This window comes from Brevibacterium sp. HMSC07C04, assembly GCF_001815905.1.
Classification (GTDB): Bacteria; Actinomycetota; Actinomycetes; order Actinomycetales; family Brevibacteriaceae; genus Brevibacterium.
Window position 1 is genome coordinate 73,002 of record NZ_KV823238.1, and the last position, 21,639, is coordinate 94,640.

At 63.3% G+C, this 21,639-nt stretch carries 19 protein-coding genes; 9 read left to right on the forward strand and 10 right to left on the reverse strand.

The features are described 5' to 3' along the window. Nucleotides 1–377: 377 nt before the first annotated feature. From HMPREF3162_RS01915 to HMPREF3162_RS01940, 6 genes are all read right to left on the reverse strand, one after another. The gene (locus HMPREF3162_RS01915; RefSeq protein ID WP_070576345.1) at nt 378–1,586 is read right to left on the reverse strand and encodes an MFS transporter; all 1,209 of its coding nucleotides are present in this window, start codon (nt 1,584–1,586) and stop codon (nt 378–380) included. Nucleotides 1,587–1,683: 97 nt separating this feature from the next. Beyond that, on the reverse strand, nt 1,684–3,342 hold the full coding sequence (pgm, locus tag HMPREF3162_RS01920; protein WP_070575690.1) for a phosphoglucomutase (alpha-D-glucose-1,6-bisphosphate-dependent): 1,659 nt from the start codon (nt 3,340–3,342) through the stop codon (nt 1,684–1,686). 292 nt (nt 3,343–3,634) lie between these two features. Next, complete coding sequence (locus tag HMPREF3162_RS01925) at nt 3,635–3,964, reverse strand: rhodanese-like domain-containing protein (RefSeq protein WP_070575687.1); 330 nt, start codon at nt 3,962–3,964, stop codon at nt 3,635–3,637. Nucleotides 3,965–3,966: 2 nt separating this feature from the next. Then, nucleotides 3,967–5,472 (reverse strand): acetyl-CoA hydrolase/transferase family protein, encoded by a 1,506-nt coding sequence (locus tag HMPREF3162_RS01930; protein WP_218079089.1) that lies wholly within the window; start codon nt 5,470–5,472, stop codon nt 3,967–3,969. A 29-nt stretch (nt 5,473–5,501) separates the two neighbouring features. Then, a complete protein-coding gene (locus HMPREF3162_RS01935; RefSeq protein WP_070776763.1) occupies nt 5,502–6,158 on the reverse strand; it encodes a DUF421 domain-containing protein in 657 nt (218 codons plus the stop codon). Between the two features lie 9 nt (nt 6,159–6,167). Then, on the reverse strand, nt 6,168–6,812 hold the full coding sequence (locus HMPREF3162_RS01940) for a TetR/AcrR family transcriptional regulator (RefSeq protein ID WP_070776764.1): 645 nt from the start codon (nt 6,810–6,812) through the stop codon (nt 6,168–6,170). A 111-nt stretch (nt 6,813–6,923) separates the two neighbouring features. On the opposite strand from HMPREF3162_RS01940, the gene HMPREF3162_RS01945 reads away from it, so the two are divergent. Together HMPREF3162_RS01945 and HMPREF3162_RS01950 are read left to right on the forward strand one after the other, a co-directional pair. Continuing rightward, nucleotides 6,924–8,570, forward strand: a complete 1,647-nt coding sequence (locus HMPREF3162_RS01945; RefSeq protein ID WP_070776765.1) for a thiamine pyrophosphate-binding protein — start codon at nt 6,924–6,926, stop codon at nt 8,568–8,570. Between the two features lie 55 nt (nt 8,571–8,625). Next, nucleotides 8,626–9,387: an SDR family NAD(P)-dependent oxidoreductase gene (locus tag HMPREF3162_RS01950; RefSeq protein WP_070776766.1), complete on the forward strand. Its 762-nt coding sequence runs from the start codon at nt 8,626–8,628 to the stop codon at nt 9,385–9,387. A gap of 148 nt (nt 9,388–9,535) precedes the next feature. Here HMPREF3162_RS01950 and HMPREF3162_RS01955 read toward each other — a convergent pair whose 3' ends face one another. Next, nucleotides 9,536–12,064 (reverse strand): excinuclease ABC subunit UvrA, encoded by a 2,529-nt coding sequence (locus HMPREF3162_RS01955; RefSeq protein WP_176747327.1) that lies wholly within the window; start codon nt 12,062–12,064, stop codon nt 9,536–9,538. Nucleotides 12,065–12,217: 153 nt separating this feature from the next. Then, nucleotides 12,218–12,829: a hypothetical protein gene (locus HMPREF3162_RS01960; protein WP_256282571.1), complete on the reverse strand. Its 612-nt coding sequence runs from the start codon at nt 12,827–12,829 to the stop codon at nt 12,218–12,220. 94 nt (nt 12,830–12,923) lie between these two features. Here HMPREF3162_RS01960 and HMPREF3162_RS01965 point away from each other — a divergent pair, with 94 nt between their 5' ends. The 6 genes from HMPREF3162_RS01965 to HMPREF3162_RS01990 all read left to right on the forward strand — a co-directional run bounded on the left by HMPREF3162_RS01965 (nt 12,924) and on the right by HMPREF3162_RS01990 (nt 18,992). Continuing rightward, nucleotides 12,924–14,189, forward strand: a complete 1,266-nt coding sequence (locus HMPREF3162_RS01965) for a sensor histidine kinase (RefSeq protein WP_070776769.1) — start codon at nt 12,924–12,926, stop codon at nt 14,187–14,189. Further along, nucleotides 14,177–14,821 carry a response regulator transcription factor gene (locus tag HMPREF3162_RS01970; protein WP_070575658.1) on the forward strand — a complete coding sequence of 215 codons (645 nt, stop codon included), beginning with the start codon at nt 14,177–14,179 and terminating at the stop codon, nt 14,819–14,821. Before HMPREF3162_RS01965 ends, HMPREF3162_RS01970 begins: the two co-directional genes overlap by 13 nt. Before the next feature lies 1 nt (nt 14,822). Further along, nucleotides 14,823–16,073 (forward strand): hypothetical protein, encoded by a 1,251-nt coding sequence (locus HMPREF3162_RS11760; RefSeq protein WP_070776770.1) that lies wholly within the window; start codon nt 14,823–14,825, stop codon nt 16,071–16,073. A gap of 26 nt (nt 16,074–16,099) precedes the next feature. After that, a complete protein-coding gene (locus HMPREF3162_RS01980; protein ID WP_083318870.1) occupies nt 16,100–17,587 on the forward strand; it encodes an amino acid permease in 1,488 nt (495 codons plus the stop codon). 156 nt (nt 17,588–17,743) lie between these two features. Beyond that, on the forward strand, nt 17,744–18,256 hold the full coding sequence (gene idi, locus HMPREF3162_RS01985; protein WP_070776772.1) for an isopentenyl-diphosphate Delta-isomerase: 513 nt from the start codon (nt 17,744–17,746) through the stop codon (nt 18,254–18,256). Next, complete coding sequence (locus tag HMPREF3162_RS01990) at nt 18,249–18,992, forward strand: ribonuclease FAU-1 family protein (protein ID WP_256282574.1); 744 nt, start codon at nt 18,249–18,251, stop codon at nt 18,990–18,992. Before idi ends, HMPREF3162_RS01990 begins: the two co-directional genes overlap by 8 nt. Before the next feature lie 322 nt (nt 18,993–19,314). On the opposite strand, the gene HMPREF3162_RS01995 is transcribed toward HMPREF3162_RS01990, so the two are convergent. Further along, nucleotides 19,315–19,728, reverse strand: coding sequence for a hypothetical protein (locus HMPREF3162_RS01995; protein WP_226829385.1), 414 nt, complete (start codon nt 19,726–19,728; stop codon nt 19,315–19,317). A gap of 407 nt (nt 19,729–20,135) precedes the next feature. On the opposite strand from HMPREF3162_RS01995, the gene HMPREF3162_RS02000 reads away from it, so the two are divergent. After that, entirely contained in the window at nt 20,136–20,444 is a 309-nt protein-coding gene (locus HMPREF3162_RS02000) for an Lsr2 dimerization domain-containing protein (protein WP_070776773.1), read from the forward strand. On the opposite strand, the gene HMPREF3162_RS02005 is transcribed toward HMPREF3162_RS02000, so the two are convergent. Continuing rightward, entirely contained in the window at nt 20,441–21,628 is a 1,188-nt protein-coding gene (locus tag HMPREF3162_RS02005) for an asparaginase (RefSeq protein WP_070776774.1), read from the reverse strand. The genes HMPREF3162_RS02000 and HMPREF3162_RS02005 overlap by 4 nt on opposite strands. Nucleotides 21,629–21,639: the final 11 nt, after the last annotated feature.

The following is a 21,639-nucleotide window of genomic DNA, read 5'->3' on the forward strand; positions in this document are numbered from 1 at the left end:
ACCTCCATTCGCGGTGAAGCACCCTCCAGACGCGCGTTAGCAACGGAAACTCCCGTTAGCAGTGGTTGCTAAAGCGTGGATCTGCGGCTAACGGGAGTGTGCTTGCGGCTAACGGGTGGATCCGTGGCTAACAGGAGTTGTGTCTGGGACGGCGGCCCGCAAGTGGGCAAAATTAATCCGCGATGGCCAGACGTTTTGCAGCCGGACCACCGCGGTATTCCAATAATACGCTGAGAATACGCGTAAAGAACAGTCACATTGTGTGATTTTCGTCAATAAATCTAACGCGGCGCCGACATGGGCGTGTCGACGGGTGCCTTCATTGATTTTCGGGGGAAGCGCTCGTCAAGCGAATGGCAGGTGAAAATGCGCCTTGGTCAGCTGAGAACGACTCGCTGCTGTTTCTGCGGTTCGAAGGCGCGGTTGGCGGCGAGGATGATGATGGCGCCGACCGTCATAGACACTGCGGCCACCAGATAGCCCTCGTGCGCGCCGTAGCGGTCGATGAAGACTCCCGACACTGCAGAGCCGATCGCAATGCCGAAGCCGATGGCCGTGGAAATCCATGCCAGGGCCTCTGTCATCCGCTTGGGTGGGGCCAGGGACTGCACGACTGAGCTTCCGGTGATGATCGTGGGGGAAACGGTCAAGCCCACAAGGAGCATGAACACTGCCAGCACGGGAATGTTCGGGGCGAACATCAGCGGCCACGACAGCAGTGCAAGGGCGCCCGCCGCGGCGGCGTAGCGCAGACGAACCGGTGCGCGGAAGTTCACTGCACCGTAGGCTATGCCCGCAATGAGCGAACCGAAAGCGTGGGCGGCCAGGGCGATTCCGGCAGCACTCTTCATGCCGTGTTCTTCGGCGCTGGCGATTGTTGACACATCGATTGCGCCGAAGTTGACGCCGAGGAAGAAGTGCCCGAAGACGGCAAGAAGGATTCCGGGATTCCCCAGCACTTTGCCGCGCGTAGCGCGCGGTTCTCGCTTGCTGGTGGGCGGCTCCGTCGCCTTCTGCGGGTAGAGCAGCAGCGAGCCGATCGTGACGGCGACAACGGAGAGGACGATGCCGGACGGGGCCCACAGTGCGGTGGCCAGCGCGGTGACAATCGCTGGGCCGGATACGAACATGAGCTCATCGGCAACCGCCTCCCACGAGAATGCGGTATCGAGTTCTTTCTGGGTCTTTGTCACCGCGGCCCACCGAGCGCGCACGAGCGCTCCCACCGAACCGACCGTCCCGCCTGCAATTGCGGCTGAGGCAAACACAAGGCCCGGCCACAGTCGCAGATAGACCACCAGCAGCAGGCACATGAGTGCTGTGACGTGGATGATGGTCGCGGGAACCATGATCTTGGCCTGGCCGTGCCGGTCGATCTGCTTGCCCAGAAGAGGGTTCGAAATCGCCTGAGCGGTCATGAAGGTGGCAGCAACGACTCCCGCCTGAGCGTAGGAACCCGTTTCTTCCTGGATGAAGAGAACCAGGCCCAAGCCCAGCAGGGCGATCGGCAGACGGGCGATAAGACCAGCCGCGGAGAACTTCAGGGTGCCGGGAATTCTGAAGATATCGCGGTAGGCAGAGAACATGGTCATATCCTAGACCGCGGAACAGTAGGCTGATGGCCTCCGTCTCACGGTGCGAACCGGGCCCAGCGCAGCTCCGGTCAGCAGTACCGAATCACCATCAGTCCGCCAGAACGGAATCGACGAGAGCCTGCGCTTCGTCAATGACGCGCTGCAGGTGTTCCCCGCCCCTCGACGATTCAGCGTAGATCTTGTAGATGTCCTCTGTTCCCGAAGGACGGGCGGCAAACCACGCGGATTCGGTTTCCACTTTCAGCCCGCCGATCGCAGCCTCATTGCCGGGTGCGTGCGAGCGCACCGCCGTAATCGGCTCGCCGGCCAAAGAGTCAGCCGTGACGCTGTCAGCCGAGATCGACTTGAGCTTGGCCTTCTGCTTGCGGTCGGCAGCCGCTTCCACCCTGCGGTAGGTGAAATCGCCGTGCTGTTGCGTCAGCTCGGCACAGCGCTGTGTGGGCGTCTGCCCCGTGACCGCGAGCATTTCTGCCGCCAGCAGGCTCATGATGATGCCGTCCTTGTCAGTGCTCCAAGGGCGACCCTGCTTGTCGAGGAACGAAGCCCCAGCGGACTCTTCGCCGCCGAAGAGCAAAGACGAGTCCAGAAGTCCCGGAACAAACCACTTGAACCCGACAGGCACCTCGTACACGGTCCTGCCGTGAGATGTGATGACCGAGTCGATCAGCCGCGAGCTCACGAGAGTCTTGCCCACTCCGGCCGCACCCAGCGCGCTGCCGCCGGCAGTCCAGGCGGGCCGGTGGGTGAGCAGGTAGTCAATTGCGGTGGCCAAGTAGTGGTTGGGGTTCATCAGCCCGGCATCCGGGGTGACGATGCCGTGGCGGTCGGCGTCAGGGTCGTTGCCGAGTGCGATGTCGAAGTTCGACCGTGCGCTGATCAGACCGGCCATGGCGTATTCGGATGAGCAGTCCATGCGGATCTTGCCGTCCCAGTCCAAGTGCATAAACGACCACGTGGGGTCGATTGTCGGATTGATGACGGTCAGGTCGAGGTCGTAGGCGTCGGCAATGGCCGCCCACACGTCGACCGCGGCGCCGCCGAGCGGATCGGCGCCGATCCGCAGGCCCGCCGACTGCAGCGCCGGTAGGTCGACGACATCGCCGAGTGCGCTGACATAGGCGCCGATGAAGTCGAAGTTCTGCGTGTTCTCCAGGTGGAAGGCCCGCTGGAACTGGGTGCGCGGAATGTCCTGCCAGGAGGAAAGAAGCTCATTGGCCCGGTCTTCAATCCACGCGGTCTCCTCCGCTCCAGCCGGCCCGCCGTGGGGCGGGTTGTATTTGATGCCGCCGTCGGTCGGCGGGTTGTGGCTGGGAGTCAAGATGATGCCGTCAGCCTGGCCGAAATGGGTGGCTGAGTCCCGATTGTGGCGCAGAACCGCAAAGCTCAGCACCGGGGTGGGAGTGTATCCGTCGCGGTCGTCGATGAACGTGGGGATATTCGATGCCGCCAGGACTTCGTTGACCGTGAGAAAAGCCGGTTCGGACAGTGCGTGCGTGTCACGGGCGAGGAACACCGGACCGGTGATGCCCTGGGCTCGCCGGTACTCCACGATCGCCTGGGTGATGGCGACGATGTGGGCCTCGTTGAACGAGCCTGCGCTGCTGGTGCCCCGGTGGCCCGAGGTGCCGAAGGACACCCGCTGGGCCGGGTCGTCTGGATTGGGGACGATGTCGTGGTAGTCGTCCAGCAGCTGCGGGATGTCGGTGAGGTCGCTTTCGGAAGCGGGATGTCCAGCACGGTCGTTCATATAGCAGAGTGTGCCGAAGTTATCGCTTCAGTTCCACCGTGAGGCGGTGAAATCTTGAATAGCGGATTCCGGTTACCCGGAATCGACTCACCGAGGTGCTCGGGGAATTTCGAAAATGGGACTGAGTCGTGCATTATGGGCAAAGCTCCAAAAACTCTCGGACCGGCTGTCGGCACGCCGGAAGCACCGCCGACAGCCCTGGTCAAGGCGGTGGTCCACGACTGCGCGCTTTGCCCAAAAAGAGCGGGCCGGAAAGGTTTTCCTTCCGGCCCGCTCGCTGTTTGTGCGAATCCTATTTCACATACGGCTGTCCGTCGCCTTCGGCCACAATCGGCAGTTCGGCTTCGTGATGCCACTGGTCCATGCCGCCGACAACCATGATGCAGTCGTGCCCGGCCATATTGAGGAACTGTGTTGCGTGTGCCGAACGGCGTCCGGTGCGGCAGATGACGTACACGTCAACGTCAAACGGCACCTCGTCCTGCCGTTCCTGCAGTTCGTCAAGGGGCACGTTGATGGCGTCTTTGATGTGACCGGCGGCGAACTCATCGCGGCCGCGGACGTCAAGGACGATCGCGTCGTCGGGGACTTCGGTGACTGAGCAGGTGGGTTCTTCGAACATGATCACATCTTTCCGTGCTCGCGCAGATTGATATGCCAGCTGAGCGCTTCGTCGAGAATGTGCGGTGTGTGCTGGCCGCCGGGATCGGCGGCTATGGCCCGGTCGAGGTAATCGGTGAGCCGGTCCCGGAACTGGGGATGAGCGCAGTTGTCGATGATGCGGCGGGCGCGCTTGATGGGCGACAGTCCGCGCAGGTCTGCGATTCCCTGTTCCGTGACGAGAACGTGGGTGTCGTGTTCCGTGTGGTCGACGTGGCTGGCAAACGGGACGATAGACGAAATCGCGTCGTCTTTGGCCGTTGAGGGCGAAACGAAGAAGTTGAGGAACGCATTGCGCGCGAAGTCACCAGAACCGCCGATGCCGTTGACGATCTTCGTGCCGGTGATGTGGGTCGAGTTGACGTTGCCGTAGATGTCGGCTTCGACCATGCCGTTGATGCCGATGACGCCCAGGCGGCGGACGATTTCGGGGTGGTTCGACATTTCCTGCGGGCGCAGAAGCAGACGGCCCTTGAACTTCTCGACATTGTCGTTGAAGTACTGGGCCTTTTCGCGCGTCAGCGACAGGGCGGTGGCAGACACCGAGGTGAAAGTGCCCTCTTCCAGCAGGCTCAGCAGGTTGTCCTGCACCACCTCGGTGAAGGATGTGAGGTTGCGGAATTCAGATTCCTGCAGCCCGGCGAGCACTGCGTTGGCGACGTTGCCGATGCCCGACTGCAGCGGCAGAAGGTTCTTCGGCAGGCGGTCGTTCTTGACTTCCGAGCGGAGGAAGTCGATGAGGTAGTTCGCCATCGCCTCGGATTTTTCGTCAACCGGGTTGAACTTGTTGTCGCGGTCCGGGGAGTTGGTTTTGACGACCGCGACGACTTTCGATTCGTCAACCCGCAGGTAGGGATCGCCGATTCGCTGGGCCGGGTCCAGAATCTGGATTGGGTTGCGGTGCGGCGGAATGTGCGTGCCGTAGTAGATGTCGTGGAAGCCTTCGATTTCGTTCGGCAGCCATTCGTTGACCTCCAGGATGACCTTGTCGGCCAGGTCGAGCCAGGTTTTGTTGTTGCCGACCGAAGCGCCGGGAACCAGCAGGCCATTGGGCAGGACTGCAGCGACTTCGATCACGGCGACGTTGAGCTTGCCGTAGAAGCCGAACCACACCTGCTGTGCCAGGTGGCTCAGGTGGGCGTCAAGGTAGTCGACTTCGCCCTTGTTGATGGCCGCACGCATGTCCGGGTCGGTGTTGAACGGGGTGCGAAAGCGCACGCCTTTCGCGTTTGCGAGTGCGCCGTCGAGTTCGTCCGAGGTTGATGCTCCGGTGAACAGGCCGATCGAAAAGTCTTCGCCCGCATCGTGTGCTGCTTCTATCCGGTGAGCGAGTGCCGTGGGGACGGCCTTGGGGTAACCGCTTCCGGTGAAGCCGGACATTCCGACGTTGTCGCCGGGGTTGATGAAACGAGCAGCGTCCTCAGCAGACATCACCTTGTCGGCGAGGACTGTATTCACAATGCGAGCCATGGCCACATTGTTCCAAATTGCGAAACGGCTCATTTCGCCGGGTCGGCACCCTCCGTGCCGTCCGGTGCAGCTTCGTCTTCATCTTCCGAGGTGCCGGTCGTCTTTCCTGCTTTAATCGCCTTGTGTAGGTCCTCCAGTGCCGCGTAGAACTCAGCCCGCGTGATCGGCTCGCGCCCGTCTTTGAGGTCCACGACGAGGGAACCTCCGGGTTCGAGGTCGACGGTGTCGACAGCGTCTAAGCCCATGCCGCCCTGGTGGCGCACGGCAGATTCGAGTTCGGCGCGGGTGATGCCGGCCCTGTGCATTTCCGGCCAGCGGATGTGCCCGTCGTCGATGAGTCTGCGCGAGCGTCCGCGCAGGCCGCGGCTGAGCCACGGCCAGTGCAGGGTCAGCCGTTCCAAGCCAGCGTTGGCGGCCACGAAGATTGCAGCGCCGAGCAGACCGCCGATGAGCGAAAAGTCCGGTCCGATGATGGCGTTCTGCACGACGTTTGACAGCAACAGGACGACCACCAGGTCCAGTGAGTTCATCTGCGCGAGAAAGCGGGCGCCGGCTAAGCGGATGAGCACGGCGATGAACAGGTAGACCGCGACTGTGCGCAGCGCCTTGCCTAGAACGGACACGTCGAGTGTCCACATGCCCGTCAGCTCTGCCGGGTTGAAACCCAGCCATCCGAGGAACTCCACGGTCGGCTCTTAGGCGTCGGAGGGAATCGGCGGCAGAACGGTGGCGGTCAGGCGAGGGCCCCGCTCGCTGCAGCCGAGAATCCGCAGGCTCTGCTCAAGGTATTCGCGTTCGAGGTCTTCGACCTTCAGCGGGCCGTCCGGGCGCCACCACTGGGGGAGGACATTGCTGATGGCAAGCACGGACCGGGCAGCGAGGTCGGGGTTGTCGATGTCGAAAACGCCCTGCTCTTTGCCAAGGCGAACCTGTTCGTACAGCTGACCGCGGGTGAACACGCGCAGCTCGTCTATTTCGGGGCGGTATTTCTCTGACAGGCGCTCTGTTTCCAGAAGCAGAAGCCTGGAGCTTGCGAGGTTTGCAGCTCGGTAGCGCACAAGAACGCGCACAAACACCGCAACACGGCAGACGGGGTCCGGTTCGGCGGCCTTGAGGGCTTCGTCGATAGCGCTGTTGAACTCTTGGTAGCTGGTGCGGATGAGTTCGAAAAGAGCTGCCTGTTTGGAATCGAAGTAGTAGTAGAGCGCAGAGAGGTTCAGCCCCGCCGTGTTCGCGATGTCGCGGATGGACGCACCGTCGAATCCCTTTGCCGCGAATGTTTCTCGCGCGGCGCGCAGAATGGCGTCGCGGCCCTTGAGCTGCTTCCCTGAACGTTCCATAAAAGTCAGGCTATCGCAGGTTCAAACGATCGTTCTGCATACAAGAAGCGCGCTGCCGGGGTACAGTGCAGCCGTGCACCATGCGCAGCCGCTGTTACAAAGGAGTCCGCAGTGAAGAACTACGAAGCGATCAGCCGCTTCCTTGCTCACGAACGTTCTGGCAAACCGCTGTTCGGCCTTATGGGCGACGCCAACCTCGCGTATCTGGGTCATTTCATCGAACAGACCGACGGCCGCTACGTCGGCATGTCGATTGAAGATGCCGTCGTCCTCGCGGCTGACGGCTATGCGCGCTTCTCCGGCGAAGTCGGGATGGCAACCGTCACCTTCGGCCCCGCGATCACCAACGCTTTGACCGCGTTGACGGAAGCTGTGCGCGCCCGCACGCCGCTCGTGCTGCTCACCGGCGACACCCCGGATGTCAACGAGCACTATCAGCGCATCGACATCGCCGCCGTTGCGGCAGTCGCGGGTGCTGCCTATGAGCGCTCCCACACCGGCGCGGACGCTGTGAAGACAATCCACAAGGCGGTCGCGCGCGCCCGCGCTCGTCAGCAGCCGGTCATCGTCAACATCCCGTACGCGCAGATGAACGACGAGGTTGACCTGCCTGATCTGCCCGATCTGAGTAAGCCCCTGTCCGTGCTCGGCCCGGACCCCGAACGGATCGAGGAGGCACTGGGCTACCTCATGTCGGCCCGCCGCCCGCTGGTCCTGGCAGGTCGAGGTGCCATTGCCGCGGGTGCGCGGGATGGCGTGCTGCGCTTTGCCCGCATGATCGGTGCGCCCGTCATGACCTCGCTGATTGCCAAGGACCTCTTCCGCGGTGAACCGGAGAACCTCGGCATCCACGGCACACTGTCCAACGAAGTGGGCGTCGAATACATGGGGGAGGCCGATGTCGTCATCTCCTTCGGAGCCTCGCTGAACAACTGGCAGACCGACCACTACCATCTGCTCGAAGGCAAAAAAGTCATCCAGGTAGACATCTGCGCTGAGGCGCTCGGCAAATACGGGCCAGCCGACGTTGCCATCCAGGCCGATGCTGCGGCAGCTGTTGACGCGCTCGCCGCAACCCTGCTGGAAGCCGACCCGGACGCCGACGGTCGGCCCGCACCCAAGTACGTTGCGGCACTAGAGGACCGCCCCCAGCGAGAGGCCCTCGATGACTACCGCTCCACCTCGCGCGAAGACCACATTGATGTGCGTGATGCGGCCCGGCTGATCAGCACCGCCGTCAGCAATGACGGCAAGAAGCAGGTCAACCAGGTGTCCGACATCGGCATGTACTTCCCGTCGATCGTCCGGCACTTCGTGGTCGACCCAGGCAAGTGGGACTTCGGCGGCTACTTCGGGGCGATCGGCCTGGCCATCCCGCTGGGACTCGGTGCGGCCTACGCGGACTCTTCATGCCCGACGGTCGTGTGGGTGGGCGACGGGGCGGCAATGCATTCGCTCATGGAGGTCTCCACGGCCGTGCGCGATCGTCTTCCGCTGGTGGTGGTCGTGCTCAATGACTCCTGCTATGGCGCGGAGTTCTACAAGCTGGAGAACTTCGGTGCCAAGGGCGAAACCTCGTTCGTCGAATGGCCGTCCTTTGCCGCCATGGCCCGCGGAATGGGCGCGGTCGGACACACTGTGAGCTCCCTGGGAGAGCTCAACGGGGTGCTGGAAGAACTCGGCGAAGTCACCGCGCCGACCGTCATCGAAGTGGTCACCGATCCGCTGGAGCGCTTCCGCCCGACTCCGCGATCGTAAGGGGCACGGCTTCGGGTTAAAGTGAGCTGTGCAACACCACAGTGAGGAGATTGCTATGGAAATTCAGGGAGTATCCGCCCTCGTCACCGGCGGCGTGTCCGGTCTTGGCCGTGCGACAACCGAGCGTCTGCTCGCGGCCGGTGCCAATGTCGTCATGATCGACCTCAACGAAGAAGCCGGTGCGAAGGCCGCAGAAGAACTCGGCGAACGCGCGCACTTCGTCAAGGCCGACGTGCAGAGCGAAGAGCAGGTCCAGGCCGCTGTCGACAAGGCAGTTGAACTCGGTCCCCTGCGGATCGTCGTCAACTGCGCCGGTGTGGGAACACCCGGCAAGCTCGTGTCACGCCGTGGGCCGCTGGAACTCGATGCCTTCAAGAAGGTCGTCGGCATCAACCTGGTCGGCACCGTCAACGTGGCACGCCTGGCAGCTGCGGCAATGCAGCAGGGCGAAGCCGACGGCGAAGAGCGCGGCGTCATCATCAACACCGCTTCGGTTGCGGCTTTTGACGGTCAGATCGGCCAGATTGCGTACTCGGCATCCAAGGGCGGTGTGGCTGCTGTCACCCTGCCGATGGCCCGCGAACTCGCCGAATCGCTCATCCGCGTGGTCACCATCGCACCGGGCATCTTCGAAACCCCGATGATGGCAGGCCTTCCGCAGGAAGCACAGGACTCGCTCGGCAAGATGGTTCCGCACCCGGCACGCCTGGGCAAGCCCGCCGAATATGCGCAGCTGGTCGAATCGATCGTGCGCAACCCCATGCTCAACGGCGACACCATCCGCCTGGACGGCGCCATCCGCATGCAGCCGAAATGATCGGTGCGCGCTGAGGCGGTTGGTGTGACCAATCCAGCTGCGACCGGTCGAGGTGCCGTCCCCGCGCGAAAGGGGGCGGCACCTCGTCTGTTTTGGTGGGCGCCCCTTCACGTGGGCACATCCGCTCCCGCCAGCCGGATTGTGCGGCTCAGATCAAGCCGGCTCGTTCGGCTAACACCTGGGCCGTCACCGAGCGCGAATCCGGATGCGTGCCCTGCTGAGCGACCGCCGCAGGCGTCCCGGTGGCCAGGATCTGGCCGCCCTCGTCTCCGGCTCCCGGACCTACGTCGATGACGTGGTCTGCCTGCGCGACCACCCGAAGGTCGTGCTCGATGACGACCACCGTCGCGCCGTCGTCGACCAGACGACGCAGTTGGGTGAGCAGCAGGTCCACATCCGCCGGATGCAGCCCCGTCGTCGGCTCGTCCAGGAGGTACAGGCTGTGCTTGCGTCCGGAGCCGCGCTGCATTTCGGAGGCCAGCTTGATGCGCTGCGCCTCCCCACCCGAAAGCTCCGGAGAGCCCTGTCCCAGGCGCAGATAGCCCAGGCCGAGTGCGTGCAGGAATTCGACAGAGCGCAGAATCCTGGGCTCATCGGCGAAGACTCCCAGCGCCTCGTCCACAGTAAGCGCCAAGATATCCGCGATGCTGCGGCCGTTCCACTGCAGGTCAAGGATCTCCTGTTTATAGCGCTTGCCGTGGCAGGCCGGGCAGGTGGTGTACGTGCCGGGCAGGAACACCAGCTCAACCTCGATGCTGCCAGCGCCATCGCACTCCAGGCAGCGGCCCTTTTTCGTGTTGTAGGAAAAGTCCGACACCGACATGCCCCGCCGCTTGGCCTCCGGGGTGTTGGCAAACAGCCTGCGGACATGATCGAACAGGCCCGTGTAGGTCGCGACGGTCGAACGCACCGTTCGCCCAATCGGCTTCTGAGTGATGTGAACCAACCGGCGGATCTTATCGACCCCCGCCAGGCTGTCCACCCGGAAATCTCGGGAGTCGTCGGAACCTGCCGTGGAATCAGCATCCGGGTCCTCGTCCGAAGTCTCTTCGGCGCCGATCACCTGCCTGGCCGAGCGGGACGCCACATCGGCCAGCACCCCGATGACCAGGGTGGATTTGCCGGAACCGGATACTCCCGTGACTGCGGTGAGCGTCCCCAGCGGGAAGTCCACGTCGGCCCCGTCGAAGGCGCGCGCGTACACGCCGGTCAGGCTGATGGATTCGCCGGTGCCTGCCGGGGTGTCCGTCAGTTCGGGAAAGTCCTCGTTCAGAGCGGCAGCAGTGGGCGAGCCCAGCTGCTCAGCTTTGGCGCGGAACTGCTCGGTAGGGCCGGAGAACACCAGCTCCCCGCCGCGCTCACCGGCGCGAGGGCCGATATCCACGATCCAATCGCATCCCGCCACCAGGGACATATCGTGCTCCACCAGAAGCACCGAATTGCCGGAAGCGATGAAGCGCTGCAGCAGCTCGGAGACTGCCTTCCGCTCCACGACGTGCAGGCCGGCCGAAGGCTCATCCAGCACATAGACTGTGCCGAACAGGTTCGAGTTCAGCTGGGAAGCCAGCCGCAAACGCTGGTTCTCGCCCGCAGACAAGCTCCGTGCCGGGCGGGAGAGGCTCAGGTGCCCCAACGCCAGCTCGATCGCCGCGCGCACCGTGGGCAGCACCTGATCCAACAGCAGCTCTTCGGCCTCGTCGTGCTCGTTCCACTGCTGCTTCGCGATCCCTGCCAAGTGCTGGAGGCGGTCCTCCAGCACAGCCAGCACGTCCTTCAACGCCAAATCGTTGAATTCGTCGATGGGGTAACCGGCGTAGGTGACCTGCAGGGTATCCGGTTGGAACCCGCGGCCCTGGCAGGTTGGGCATGTCGATGAATGCATGAAGGAGAGCACCCGGCGGCGGGTCTTATCCGACTCTGTTTCCGCCAGGGAGTCGGTGAGGTAGGCGGCAACCGAGCGCCATTTGCCTTTATACGATCCTTGCATGGCGTTTTCGTCGCGCACTGGGTGGACGGTGACCACCGGCTGCTCGTCCGTGAACAGGATCCAGTCGCGGTCCTCTTGCGGAATATCCCGCCACGGGACGTCGAGCGGGTAGCCGAGGGTGCCCAGGATGTCCCGGAAGTTCTTACCCAGCCACGCTCCCGGCCACGCGGCGATCGCGCCGTCCCAGATGGACAGACTGGGGTCCGGCACCATCGACTCTTCCGTCGGCCGGTGCACGGTGCGGGTTCCCTGGCACTCGGGGCACATCCCCGCGGTGGTGTTGGGGGAGAAGGCGTCGGAGTCGAGCCTGCCGTATTCCAGCCGCTCGCGTATGCCGGCCGGGTAGCTGCCGGAGCGGGAAAAGAGCAGCCGAATACTATTCGAGATATTCGAGATCGTGCCCACGGAGGAGCGTGCCCCACCCAGGGTGGTGGACTGCTGCAGAGCCACCGTCGGCGGCAGTCCTGTGACCGATCCGACGCGCGGGTTGACCGCGCCGCCGATGAGACGTCGCGCGAAGGGGGAGACAGACTCCAAGTAGCGACGCTGCGCCTCCCCATGAATGGTGCCGAAGGCCAGGCTGGACTTGCCCGAACCCGACACCCCGGTGACCGCCACGAGGGTATCCCGGGGCAGGTCGACGTCGATGTGTTTCAGGTTGTGAAGGTGTGCATCACGCACCTGGATCATTGGATCGTGATCCGCACCCGCCGCAGCGTGCGGAGTCGGGAACTCGGACGTGGCGTGAGTCATGGGGGCTACGTTACCTCGCAGACTGCGCCCTTATCGGCGGTGAAGGCTGTCCACGTGACCAGGCTAGAAGCCCCCGGCTGGTCTTGGAGCTCACCCGGGCTGGGTCTGTTCGGTCGGCTGGTCCGACTGCGACTGGCGCATCTGCTTTGCCCGCTGAGCCTGCCTGCGCAGAATGAGCCCGCGGACGGATCCCATGGCGATGAGCATGAGAGTGAGAACAAAGGACCCGAGGACGGTTGTCCAGGAGATATCCGGCTGAGCGGGGCTGTGGGTCAGCTGGTAGACGAGGGCTGACATGAGCGAAGCGCACACAGCCGGCGCTGTCCAGTTCAGCGACAGTCGTGCTGACAGTGAGATGAGCACAATGGCCCCAGCAGGTGCGGCCAACAGCGACACCATCCAGACCGACAGGATGACCAGGGAGGCCACCAGCGCTGACGGTGGGCCTACATAGCCGTATTCGACTTCCATGGGGTCGTGGCGGATAGCTGACGGCAGGAGCGCCAGCGCGAGAACGCCCAGGGCGATGTCAACACCGAATGCCACTGTGCCGATCGAGTCACCGAACGGAGGCGGTGGAGCTATGAAACCCAGTGCTTCGAACACGTGGTAGAGAGCGAACATCGTGACGCCGGCGCTGGCCGCCAGGAAGAAGAGAATCTGCGTGCGGGCCTTTGAGCGCACCGGGGATTGCTGATTCATGCGGTTTACTGTAGAGCGACAAGTAGGGAAAACCCTCAGTGTTCCTCTGGCTTCCATCATGGGAATCGGGTTGGCCGCCCGCGAGGATTGAAGCATGAAATCACAAACACAGAACGGCAGCTGGATCAAACCAGCCGGACATCCGGGGATCATAGGCACAGCAAACCTGCTGGCCTCCGGTTTTGTCTGGTGGACGATCTCCTGCCTGTCAATCTTCTTGTTCTTCAGCGGCATTTCGGCACTGCCGGCTGCCGGTTCCGGCCTGGTCATACTGCTGGCGTGGTTCTTCTTTCAGTGGGGCGTCAACATTGCTGAGCGTCACCGTGCTGAATCGATCTACCGCCTGGGCTATCCGAAACCGCAGATGCCGCGGCGTCAGCCCGGATTCACCGAGTGGCTCAAATGGTTGGGCCGGTGCCTGATATCGCCCGTATTCTGGCGTGGAACAGGCCACCATTTCCTCAAGTCCTTCGCGGGTGCGCTTCTGGGAGCACTGACTTTCCTCGCGCTTGCGGTTTCCATGGTGTTCGTCAACAACACTGTGTCAGAGGCAATCGGCGAGCGCTTCGAAGTGGGTCTTGGAAGCGCACCGATGCGGTTTGTCCTCGCGGTAGTTCTGGTGGTCTTCACCGTGGCGATCCTGTGGTACTCGGCGATTCTGGACCGCGCAATCGACAAACTGCTGTTGGCGCCGCCGAAAGCTGATGCCCTGACAAAAGAAGTGACGGCCCTCGACGACGCTCGCCAGGGAGCGGTCGGCGCTGCGGAAACCGAACGCGCCCGCCTGGAGCGTGATCTCCACGACGGCGTGCAGCCCATGCTGGTTGCCCAGTCGATGAAGATCGGCATGGCGAAGACGAAACTCGAGACCGACCCCGAGGGTGCCCGCGCCCTCATCACCGAAGCGCACGAAGACTCCAAGCAGGCGGTTGCCGAACTGCGTCGCCTGGTGCGCGGACTGCAGCCTGCAGTGCTGGGCGACCGCGGCCTCGACGCTGCCCTGTCCGGTCTTGCCGCCCAGTCGGTCGTCCCGGTTGACCTCACCGTGAATCTTTCCGGGCGCATCGACCGCGATATCGAATCCGTTGCCTACTTCGTTGTGGCCGAAGCCCTCACCAACATCAACAAGCACGCTCAGGCCAGCCGCGCACAGGTGAAGGTCGGCATGAGTGCCGACGCTTCCCGACTGCAGATCGAGGTTTCTGACAACGGACGAGGCGGAGCCCACCTCCCGATCCACGGAAACTCCGGTCTTGCGGGACTGCAGGACCGGGTGCGGGCCGTGCGGGGCACCTGGGAATTCTCATCGCCCAATGGCGGACCAACCGAACTGAAAGTGGAGGTGCCATGCGCATTGTGATCGCCGAAGACTCCGTTCTCCTGCGGGAAGGACTGGTTCGTCTGCTCTCAGATGCGGGCCACACCATCGTCCACACAACGGGTGATGCCGCAAATCTGCTGGGAGCAATCAGCGCCCACAAACCAGACTTGGCCGTCATCGACGTGCGAATGCCGCCGACGTTCACGGACGAGGGCATCCGGGCGGCTGTGCTCATCCGCGCGCAGAACCCTGACGTTGGAGTCCTTGTCCTGTCCCAGTACGTCGAAGAGCGCTACGCATCTGACCTCATTGCAAATAACAGCGGAGGTTTCGGCTACCTGCTGAAAGACCGTGTGGCAGATGTCAGCGATTTCCTCGAAGCGGTCGACAAGGTCGCCTCCGGAGGCACTGTCCTCGACCCGGAAGTCGTCAGCCAGATTATGGTGCGCTCCCGCCGGGACACCGGAATTGAGCAGCTCTCCGCCCGTGAACGCGAAGTGCTGGCACTCATGGCCGAAGGCAAATCGAACTCTGCCATCGCATCCGCGCTGTTCTTAAGCGCCGGAGCAGTCGAAAAGCACATTTCGTCGGTGTTCACCAAACTCGGCCTGTCAGCCGACGCCGACGACAACCGCCGCATTCTTGCGGTCCTGAAGTTTTTGGGAGCCTGACATGAATACCAAGATCATGCCCACACCTCGTGACAACAATCAGCCCACGCCGGAGCCGAGCCAGCAGTCCACCCCACAGCCCACTCCGGAGCCGGAGCCGCAGCCGGAGGAAAACAAGCTCCCGCGGTCCGCATCGGGCACCGCGTGGAAGACCGGGGTCGTCATAGCGGCGGTTCTTTCCCTGGTCGTGCCGCTCGGCGCAGTCGCATCGGCGATGGTGGTTGCAGCCAAATTCGGGGTCGAAACCCAGAACGGTGCGATTCCCGAAGGCATCGACAAGCTCGAAGTCAGAACGGGCCGCGCGGCTGTGACGCTCGTGGATTCGGCACAGTTCGGCGACCGTGACGTGCCACCGGATGCCCAGGCCACCGGATGGTTTGACGCCAGCTATCGCCAGCTCAAGGGCGACAGTGAGGGCAAAGCGCCCGTCACGGTGCAGACGAACGGTTCGACAGCGGTTCTGGACGTCAAATCTCAGGACAGCCAGGGTGTTGACGTGACCATCGGTCTGCCGGAAGCAGTGGCACAAAACCTCAACGTCGACGTGAAGGTCAGCGGCGGCGTACTTCAGGTTTTCGGCAACTACAAAGACATCGCCGCCTCAATGACCGGCGGTGCCGTGAACGTCGGTGGTGGAGCCGAGAAGCTGGCACTCGACGTCAAGGGCGGAAAAGCCGACATCGAGGGAACCTTCGATGAGACCAGCTGGGAAGTCCGCGGTGGTGAGGTCAGATCGCTGCCCGTCGAAGTGCGCAAGAAGATGTCAGTCAACGTCACCGCGGGATCAGCTGACCTGTCGCTGGACCCGAATATCCAGCCTGCCGACGGTGTCGACCTCAGCGTTGCAGCCGGATCCGCCGACCTGGAAGTGCCGGATCCGAAGAATGTAAAGGACGGACGCGGCTACGCCATCGTCGACGACGGAAAGGCCAACCTGGAAGACGACAAGATCGAAATCGAAGCCAGGCGAGTCGCTGACATGAAAGAAGTCGGCGAGGACATTCCGCTGAATCTCAACGCCGGTGCGGGGGATATTGAACTCGGGTATTCGGAGGTCGATGAAGAGGACGAGTCCTCAGACGAAGAAGACGAGTACTCCGATGAAGGGGACGAGTACTCAGACGAGGAAGACGAGTCCTTAGACGATGTCGAGAATGAGGCCCTTGATGAAGGCTTCTACGAAGACGGGCTAGAAGACGACGAGCCTGGCATGGGGCCACTTGACTATCTCCTCTGGTGGGCGAATAGTTAATAGCCCACTAACCGGAGGCCCCAGCAATGTCGCGTCATGACAAAAACCGTCTCAGCAGCGCTCGTGAGGAAGAGCCGATTCCCAAGGGTGCGCGCGGGCATAAGCGGCAGGCGCTCAAAAGAAGCATCAAGAGTCGCCACATGTTCATGATTGCGCTTGCTGGGGTCATCGGCACGGGCCTGTTCCTGGGCACGGGCGACGTCATCAGTCGGGCTGGCCCCGGCGGGACGATCGCGGCGTATGTGGTCGGCGGTTTTCTCCTGTGGCTGACCATGTCGTGCCTGGGCGAAACCTCGTCCGTGATGCCGGCCTCCGGGTCGTTCCAAGCCCATGCAACAAAGCTCCTGGGGCCCGGGACGGGGTTCACAATCGGCTGGATCTACTGGCTGTCGTGGGCAAGCTTCATCGGCCTGGAGTTCTTAGCCGCCGGTATTGTCATGAAGTTCTGGTTCCCTGACGTTCCCACGGCGGTGTGGTCCGGTGTCTTCATTGTGGTCCTGTTCGTCATCAACCTGTTCAGCGTTCGCGGCTTTGCAGAAGTCGAATCCGGTTTGGCTTTCGTCAAGGTCGCTGCTGTCGCCGCGTTCATCATCATCGGCGGACTGGTGCTTTTCGGGGTGGTCGGCATGGATGGCCAGGCCCAGCCGCGCTGGGAGAACTTCTACGCTGACGGCGGTTTCTTCCCCACGGGGATCGGCGCGGTTCTTGCCGCCATGATGACGGTGATCTACACGTTCATGGGCTCGGAGGTCATGGGAGTTGCCGCAGGCGAGGCGGAAAACCCGGCCAAGGCTGTGCCCAGGGCAGTGCGGACGATCGTGTTCCGCCTGGTGTTCTTGTACCTGGGCGCTGTCGTCATTCTCATAGCTCTCATTCCCTGGCGCCAGGCGGGACTGTCGGAAAGCCCGTTCGTCACGGTGTTCGAAGCCATCGGCATCCCCTTTGCTGCGGACATTATGAACTTCGTGGTGCTGGTGTCCATCCTGTCGGTGGGCAATACGGGGCTGTACATGTGTTCGCGCATCATGTGGTCGCTCGGCCACGATGGACATGCGCCGAAGTTCTTCACCCGCACACTCAAGAACGGTTCGCCCTACGGCGGTCTGATCTTCACGATGGCCTTCGGCCTGCTGTCGCTTCTGTCGAGCTTCGTTGCAGAAGACACGCTTTTTGTCTTCCTCATGTCGGTCTCCGGCATAGGCGGTGCGCTGTCGTGGATCACGATCGCACTGACCCAATACGCTTTCCGCACCAAGTTCGTGAAGTCCGGTGGGGACGTCAAACAGCTTCCCTACAGGGTGCCCCTATTCCCGGCTGTGCCGATCCTCGTGGTGCTGCTGAATCTGGCGGTGTTCGTCGGTATGGCTCTGGACCCCACCCAGAGGCTGTCATTGGTGATAGGCCTGGGCGTGGTTCCTGTCTGCTACGGCGTGCATTGGCTGTTCATCCGACCGCGGGAGAAAGATGTCGCGTCGGCTGAAATGGAAGTGCGGCTGCCGGCAATGCAAGGCTGAAGCCGCCCGGCGCCGGAAGATACCGAGGTACCTGCCCGGATCAGTTCGGCACAGCAGCTGTGCTGCACGGTTGGCTGGGAGTTTGTTTCGGCGGCAGCGGCTAGGGTGAGAACACCCCGCCAGTCACAGTGTCAGCCAGCCGCAAGGAGGGTCCCCATGACGGAGTACGTTGTTCTTCTCGATGAGGCAGGCAAGCCCATCGGCGAGGCTGACAAGGCGGCAGTGCATACGGCCGATACCCCGCTTCACCTGGCCTTTTCCTGTTTTCTCCACAACGATGCGGGCCAGGTGCTCATGACCCGCCGAGCGCTGGGCAAGGCCACGTGGCCGGGCGTGTGGACCAACTCCTTCTGCGGGCACCCTGCGCCGGGGGAGTCATTCACCGCCGCGATCGAAAGGCGCGCCGCACAGGAACTGGGCACCAAGGTTGTTGACATCACCGAGATCCTGCCGGACTTCCGCTACCGAGCAATTGACGCATCGGGAGTTGTCGAAAACGAAATCTGTCCCGTGTTCTCCGCCAAGATCGACGGTGAGCTCCTGCCGGTGACCGACGAAGTCATGGACTTCGCCTGGATCGAGCCCGACGCGCTGACAGACGTACTGCGCCAAGCGCCGTTTGTCTTCAGCCCGTGGGTGGTCGAGGAATGGACGCAGCTGCGTGGCTGAGATTCTCAACTCTGTTCGGGCTCGCGAACATTCTGGTCCGCTCGACCCGCAGGGGCCCTTTGACGTGCACCACCCGGAGGGGCGGGGAGTGGGCGACGCGCCGTTCTTTGCTCACGGTTCGCTTCTGAATTGGCGTTTCCGTCGGCACGATTTCGCCGCCCACGGCAGTGAGGTGATCCAGCCGGTGCGCGTTGTCCAGCACACTGAGCGCGGCCTGGTTGTGTGGCTTGCCGGGGACACGCCCACGGTCGACAGCCGCTTTGCGGGCCGGGAGGACGTCAATCCGCACGAACTGGGCTACGCCGAACGCTTTTCGCCCCAATCCACTGACCGCGTCAGCTATCGTCGGCACTGGCGCGGCACGGGTGTGCTGCGCATTGTGCCGACGGGCATGCCGTTTTCTGTGTGGCTTTTCTGGGCCGAAACGGGGCAGTTCCGCTGTTGGTACATCAACTTGGAGCACCCGCACACAATTGCTGGTGACTCCCTGTACACCGCGGACCATGTGCTCGACATTCTGGTGCGACCTGACGGGAGCGTGGAGGAAAAAGACCGCGACGAACTCGAAGCTGCTGTCCGCTTCGGTCAGTGGGATGAGGGCATTGCCGCAGCGATCGAGGCGGAGAAGCGCTTGGCCCTTGACCAGATGCGTGCCGGTCACTGGGCTTTTGACGATGCGTGGAAGCGCTTCCACCCCGACCCCTCGTGGACCCTGCCGCCGGCCCCGCGGCTGTAAACCGCACTGGGTGCTGACGCCGTCGGGCTGGTTTTGTCCGCCTGCAACCGCAGAATCACGCTTTAATGCAGAGTCACGCGTTGTTGCGCCGCATTTGCGCGCAAGTCTGCATTACCGCGTGAATCCGGCCCGGAAGGGAGCGAGAGCCATCGCCACACCCGAAGGGTTCTCCGGCCTGTACAGGGTGCTGACCGGCGAGGATGCGAAGACGATGGGGCAGGAGATCGCCCGCGCGGCTGGCCGACCGGAGGCCCAGAGCGCCGGCCTCCGACCCGGCCGCACACAGCCGAGCGACAGACCCTCCACCAGCCCTCGCCGCGGGTCAGCCGCTGAACGAGTCGTCGACCAGGGCCTGCGCCGCCGTCGCGACCTCCGGGAGGCGTCCCTCTCGGATCGCGTTCACCGGAGTGTCGTACCCCAGCCAGGGGTTCGCTCCGATGAACCACACCCGGGCGGTGTGCTCACCTTCGGCCTCGGAGACCTTCTGCCACTGCTCGTAGGCGAAGTAGAGGCGCTTGACGGTCTCCGGGCGCGGGTTGGGGCCGGTGGACTTCGCCCACTTGTGCGAGGACTTCGTGTCCGAGGCGCCGGCGAGAGCCGAGACCAGGGTCCCTCCGAGCGAGGCGTTCAGACGCCGGGTGATCTCACGGACGTCGAGGGCGATTGCACGTCGGTAGGCCTGGTTCTGGGTCGCTCGAGCATCTGCCGAGGTGGCGGAGGATGTCGTGGAAACCATGGGTGCCTCCCTTCCGAAGGTGTCGCCCCATCGTACCGTTTATTTCCCCGGCATAGCTACCGTCATGCCACTGTTATTACACCCGTTTATCCGTCTGGTGTGACAGCCCGGGCCGCCACGCGCGACAAGTTGGTGCTGTGCGGTCACACGGCCCCCGGGCCGACATCTGCACGGTCCTACAGCAGTGGGCTCGCGGAGCGGTACACCCAGGACGCCGCGGGGGAAGCAGGCCAGCAGGGCCACCCCCACCGAGCTCCAGCAGGACTTCCACACGATGCTCGTGCTGGCGGACGGCCGCGCCGGTGCGGCCGTCGGCCACAGTGGCGAGATCTCGGCGGTGTGGCCGACGGCAGCAGCCGCGGTGCGGCACACGCACTGCTGACCAGACCACCACCTACCCGGACTTCGTGACCGACGACCTCGACGGCTCCGCAGCCACCTCGACGGTCGAGTTCGCCCTCGACGACGTCACCTACGAGATCGATCTCAACGACAAGAACGCGCAGAAGCTCCGCGACGAGTTCGCGGCATGGGCGGAGCATGTACGGCGCGTCGAGGGCCGCGCCCGACGAGGCGCCTCCCGCGGGCGCAGCGACGAGACGAAGCGGATCCGCGAGTGGGCGCAGGCCAGGCCCGCATTTGCGCGCAAGTCTGCATTACCGCGTGAGTCTGGTGCGGGTTGGGTGGAGTCTGGCGTTGTTGGTGCGCTGCATTAGCGCGTGAATCCGGCCCGGAAGGGGGCGAAAGCTACCTCCACACCAGCCCGAACATCCGCGCTCGCCTCACCAATAGCGGCAAGCGCAAGCCGCAGCTGGAGTCGCGCCTTATAGGGATCGAGCACACCGGCGGGCACGAGCCCCATCTTCTGCAGGCCGATTTCGCCACCGGGGTAGCCGTAGGTGCTTTCTAGTGCAGAGCCCGATCCGGTCCGGGATGCATACACAACCGGCATCCGCTGAGCCAGCCGCTCAATCGCAGGCAGCGCTGACTGCGGCACGTGCCCGCCGCCCACACCGGCAAGAACACAGCCGGCATAACCGGCATCGGCAACAGCGTCGAGAATGCTGAGCGAATCGCCCAGCCCCACGGCAATGACCGCCACCTGGGGGACAGTGTGCGCGCTGGTCAGCCCGGGATACTGGGGACGAGGTGCCGCCCCGGAAACCCCTGCCTCTTCGGCTGAACTCGACTCACCGGCCGCACCCACAGCACCAGCCGGACGGGCTCCCGTCAGCCCGGCAGGAACATGGGGCAGAACGACGCAATCTTCGCTCACCCAGCCCAGCGGCCCGGCTGTGGGGCCGGAGGAAAAGGCGTGTGTGAAGCTCGTGTGGTTTTTGCGCACAAATACGGGGTCGTGGATTTCATCGGCCATCACCAGCACGCTCGGCAGGCCGCGCACCTGCGGGGACAGTGCAGTGATGACGGCGGCGCGCACATTGGCCGGGCCGTCGGCGCCGGGCAGGGACGGGTTGCGCATAGCCCCGGTGACGACGATCGGAATGCCCGAATCGTTGATCCGGGACAGGACAAACGCGGTCTCTTCCAGCGTGTCAGTTCCCTGTGTCAGCACAACGCCGACGGCGCCTTCGCGTGCTGCGGTGCGGGCTGATTCCACCACACCCAGCAGGTGTTCGACGGTGATGGACCCCGAGCCGACCTGCGCCACCTGCTCGTATGTCAGCTGCAGACTGGATGACCGGCTGCCTGCACCTGCTGTTCCTTCTTCGCCCGCCTGCCCTGCTGGTGGGTTCGCGTGTCCAAGCACCGCGCTTAGGTCAATCGTGTTGAGGTTGGCGGCGCGGGCGATGTCTTCACCGGAGACGCTGGGAGCAACCCCTCCGGATGAATCGGGAACAGACGCAATGGTTCCGCCCAGGGCGGCAATGTGGATCCTCATGTCTCCACAAT

Coding starts and splice junctions, on each gene's coding strand:
- HMPREF3162_RS01955 (WP_176747327.1), bottom strand. CDS start 12,064: ATGATCCAGGTGCGTGATGCACACCTTCACAACCTGAAACACATCGAC.
- HMPREF3162_RS01930 (WP_218079089.1), bottom strand. CDS start 5,472: ATGGCTCGCATTGTGAATACAGTCCTCGCCGACAAGGTGATGTCTGCT.
- HMPREF3162_RS01995 (WP_226829385.1), bottom strand. CDS start 19,728: ATGGTTTCCACGACATCCTCCGCCACCTCGGCAGATGCTCGAGCGACC.
- HMPREF3162_RS01940 (WP_070776764.1), bottom strand. CDS start 6,812: ATGGAACGTTCAGGGAAGCAGCTCAAGGGCCGCGACGCCATTCTGCGC.
- HMPREF3162_RS01970 (WP_070575658.1), top strand. CDS start 14,177: ATGCGCATTGTGATCGCCGAAGACTCCGTTCTCCTGCGGGAAGGACTG.
- HMPREF3162_RS01950 (WP_070776766.1), top strand. CDS start 8,626: ATGGAAATTCAGGGAGTATCCGCCCTCGTCACCGGCGGCGTGTCCGGT.
- pgm (WP_070575690.1), bottom strand. CDS start 3,342: ATGAACGACCGTGCTGGACATCCCGCTTCCGAAAGCGACCTCACCGAC.
- HMPREF3162_RS01925 (WP_070575687.1), bottom strand. CDS start 3,964: ATGTTCGAAGAACCCACCTGCTCAGTCACCGAAGTCCCCGACGACGCG.
- HMPREF3162_RS02005 (WP_070776774.1), bottom strand. CDS start 21,628: ATGAGGATCCACATTGCCGCCCTGGGCGGAACCATTGCGTCTGTTCCC.
- HMPREF3162_RS01980 (WP_083318870.1), top strand. CDS start 16,100: ATGTCGCGTCATGACAAAAACCGTCTCAGCAGCGCTCGTGAGGAAGAG.
- HMPREF3162_RS01965 (WP_070776769.1), top strand. CDS start 12,924: ATGAAATCACAAACACAGAACGGCAGCTGGATCAAACCAGCCGGACAT.
- idi (WP_070776772.1), top strand. CDS start 17,744: ATGACGGAGTACGTTGTTCTTCTCGATGAGGCAGGCAAGCCCATCGGC.
- HMPREF3162_RS01960 (WP_256282571.1), bottom strand. CDS start 12,829: ATGAATCAGCAATCCCCGGTGCGCTCAAAGGCCCGCACGCAGATTCTC.
- HMPREF3162_RS01915 (WP_070576345.1), bottom strand. CDS start 1,586: ATGTTCTCTGCCTACCGCGATATCTTCAGAATTCCCGGCACCCTGAAG.
- HMPREF3162_RS11760 (WP_070776770.1), top strand. CDS start 14,823: ATGAATACCAAGATCATGCCCACACCTCGTGACAACAATCAGCCCACG.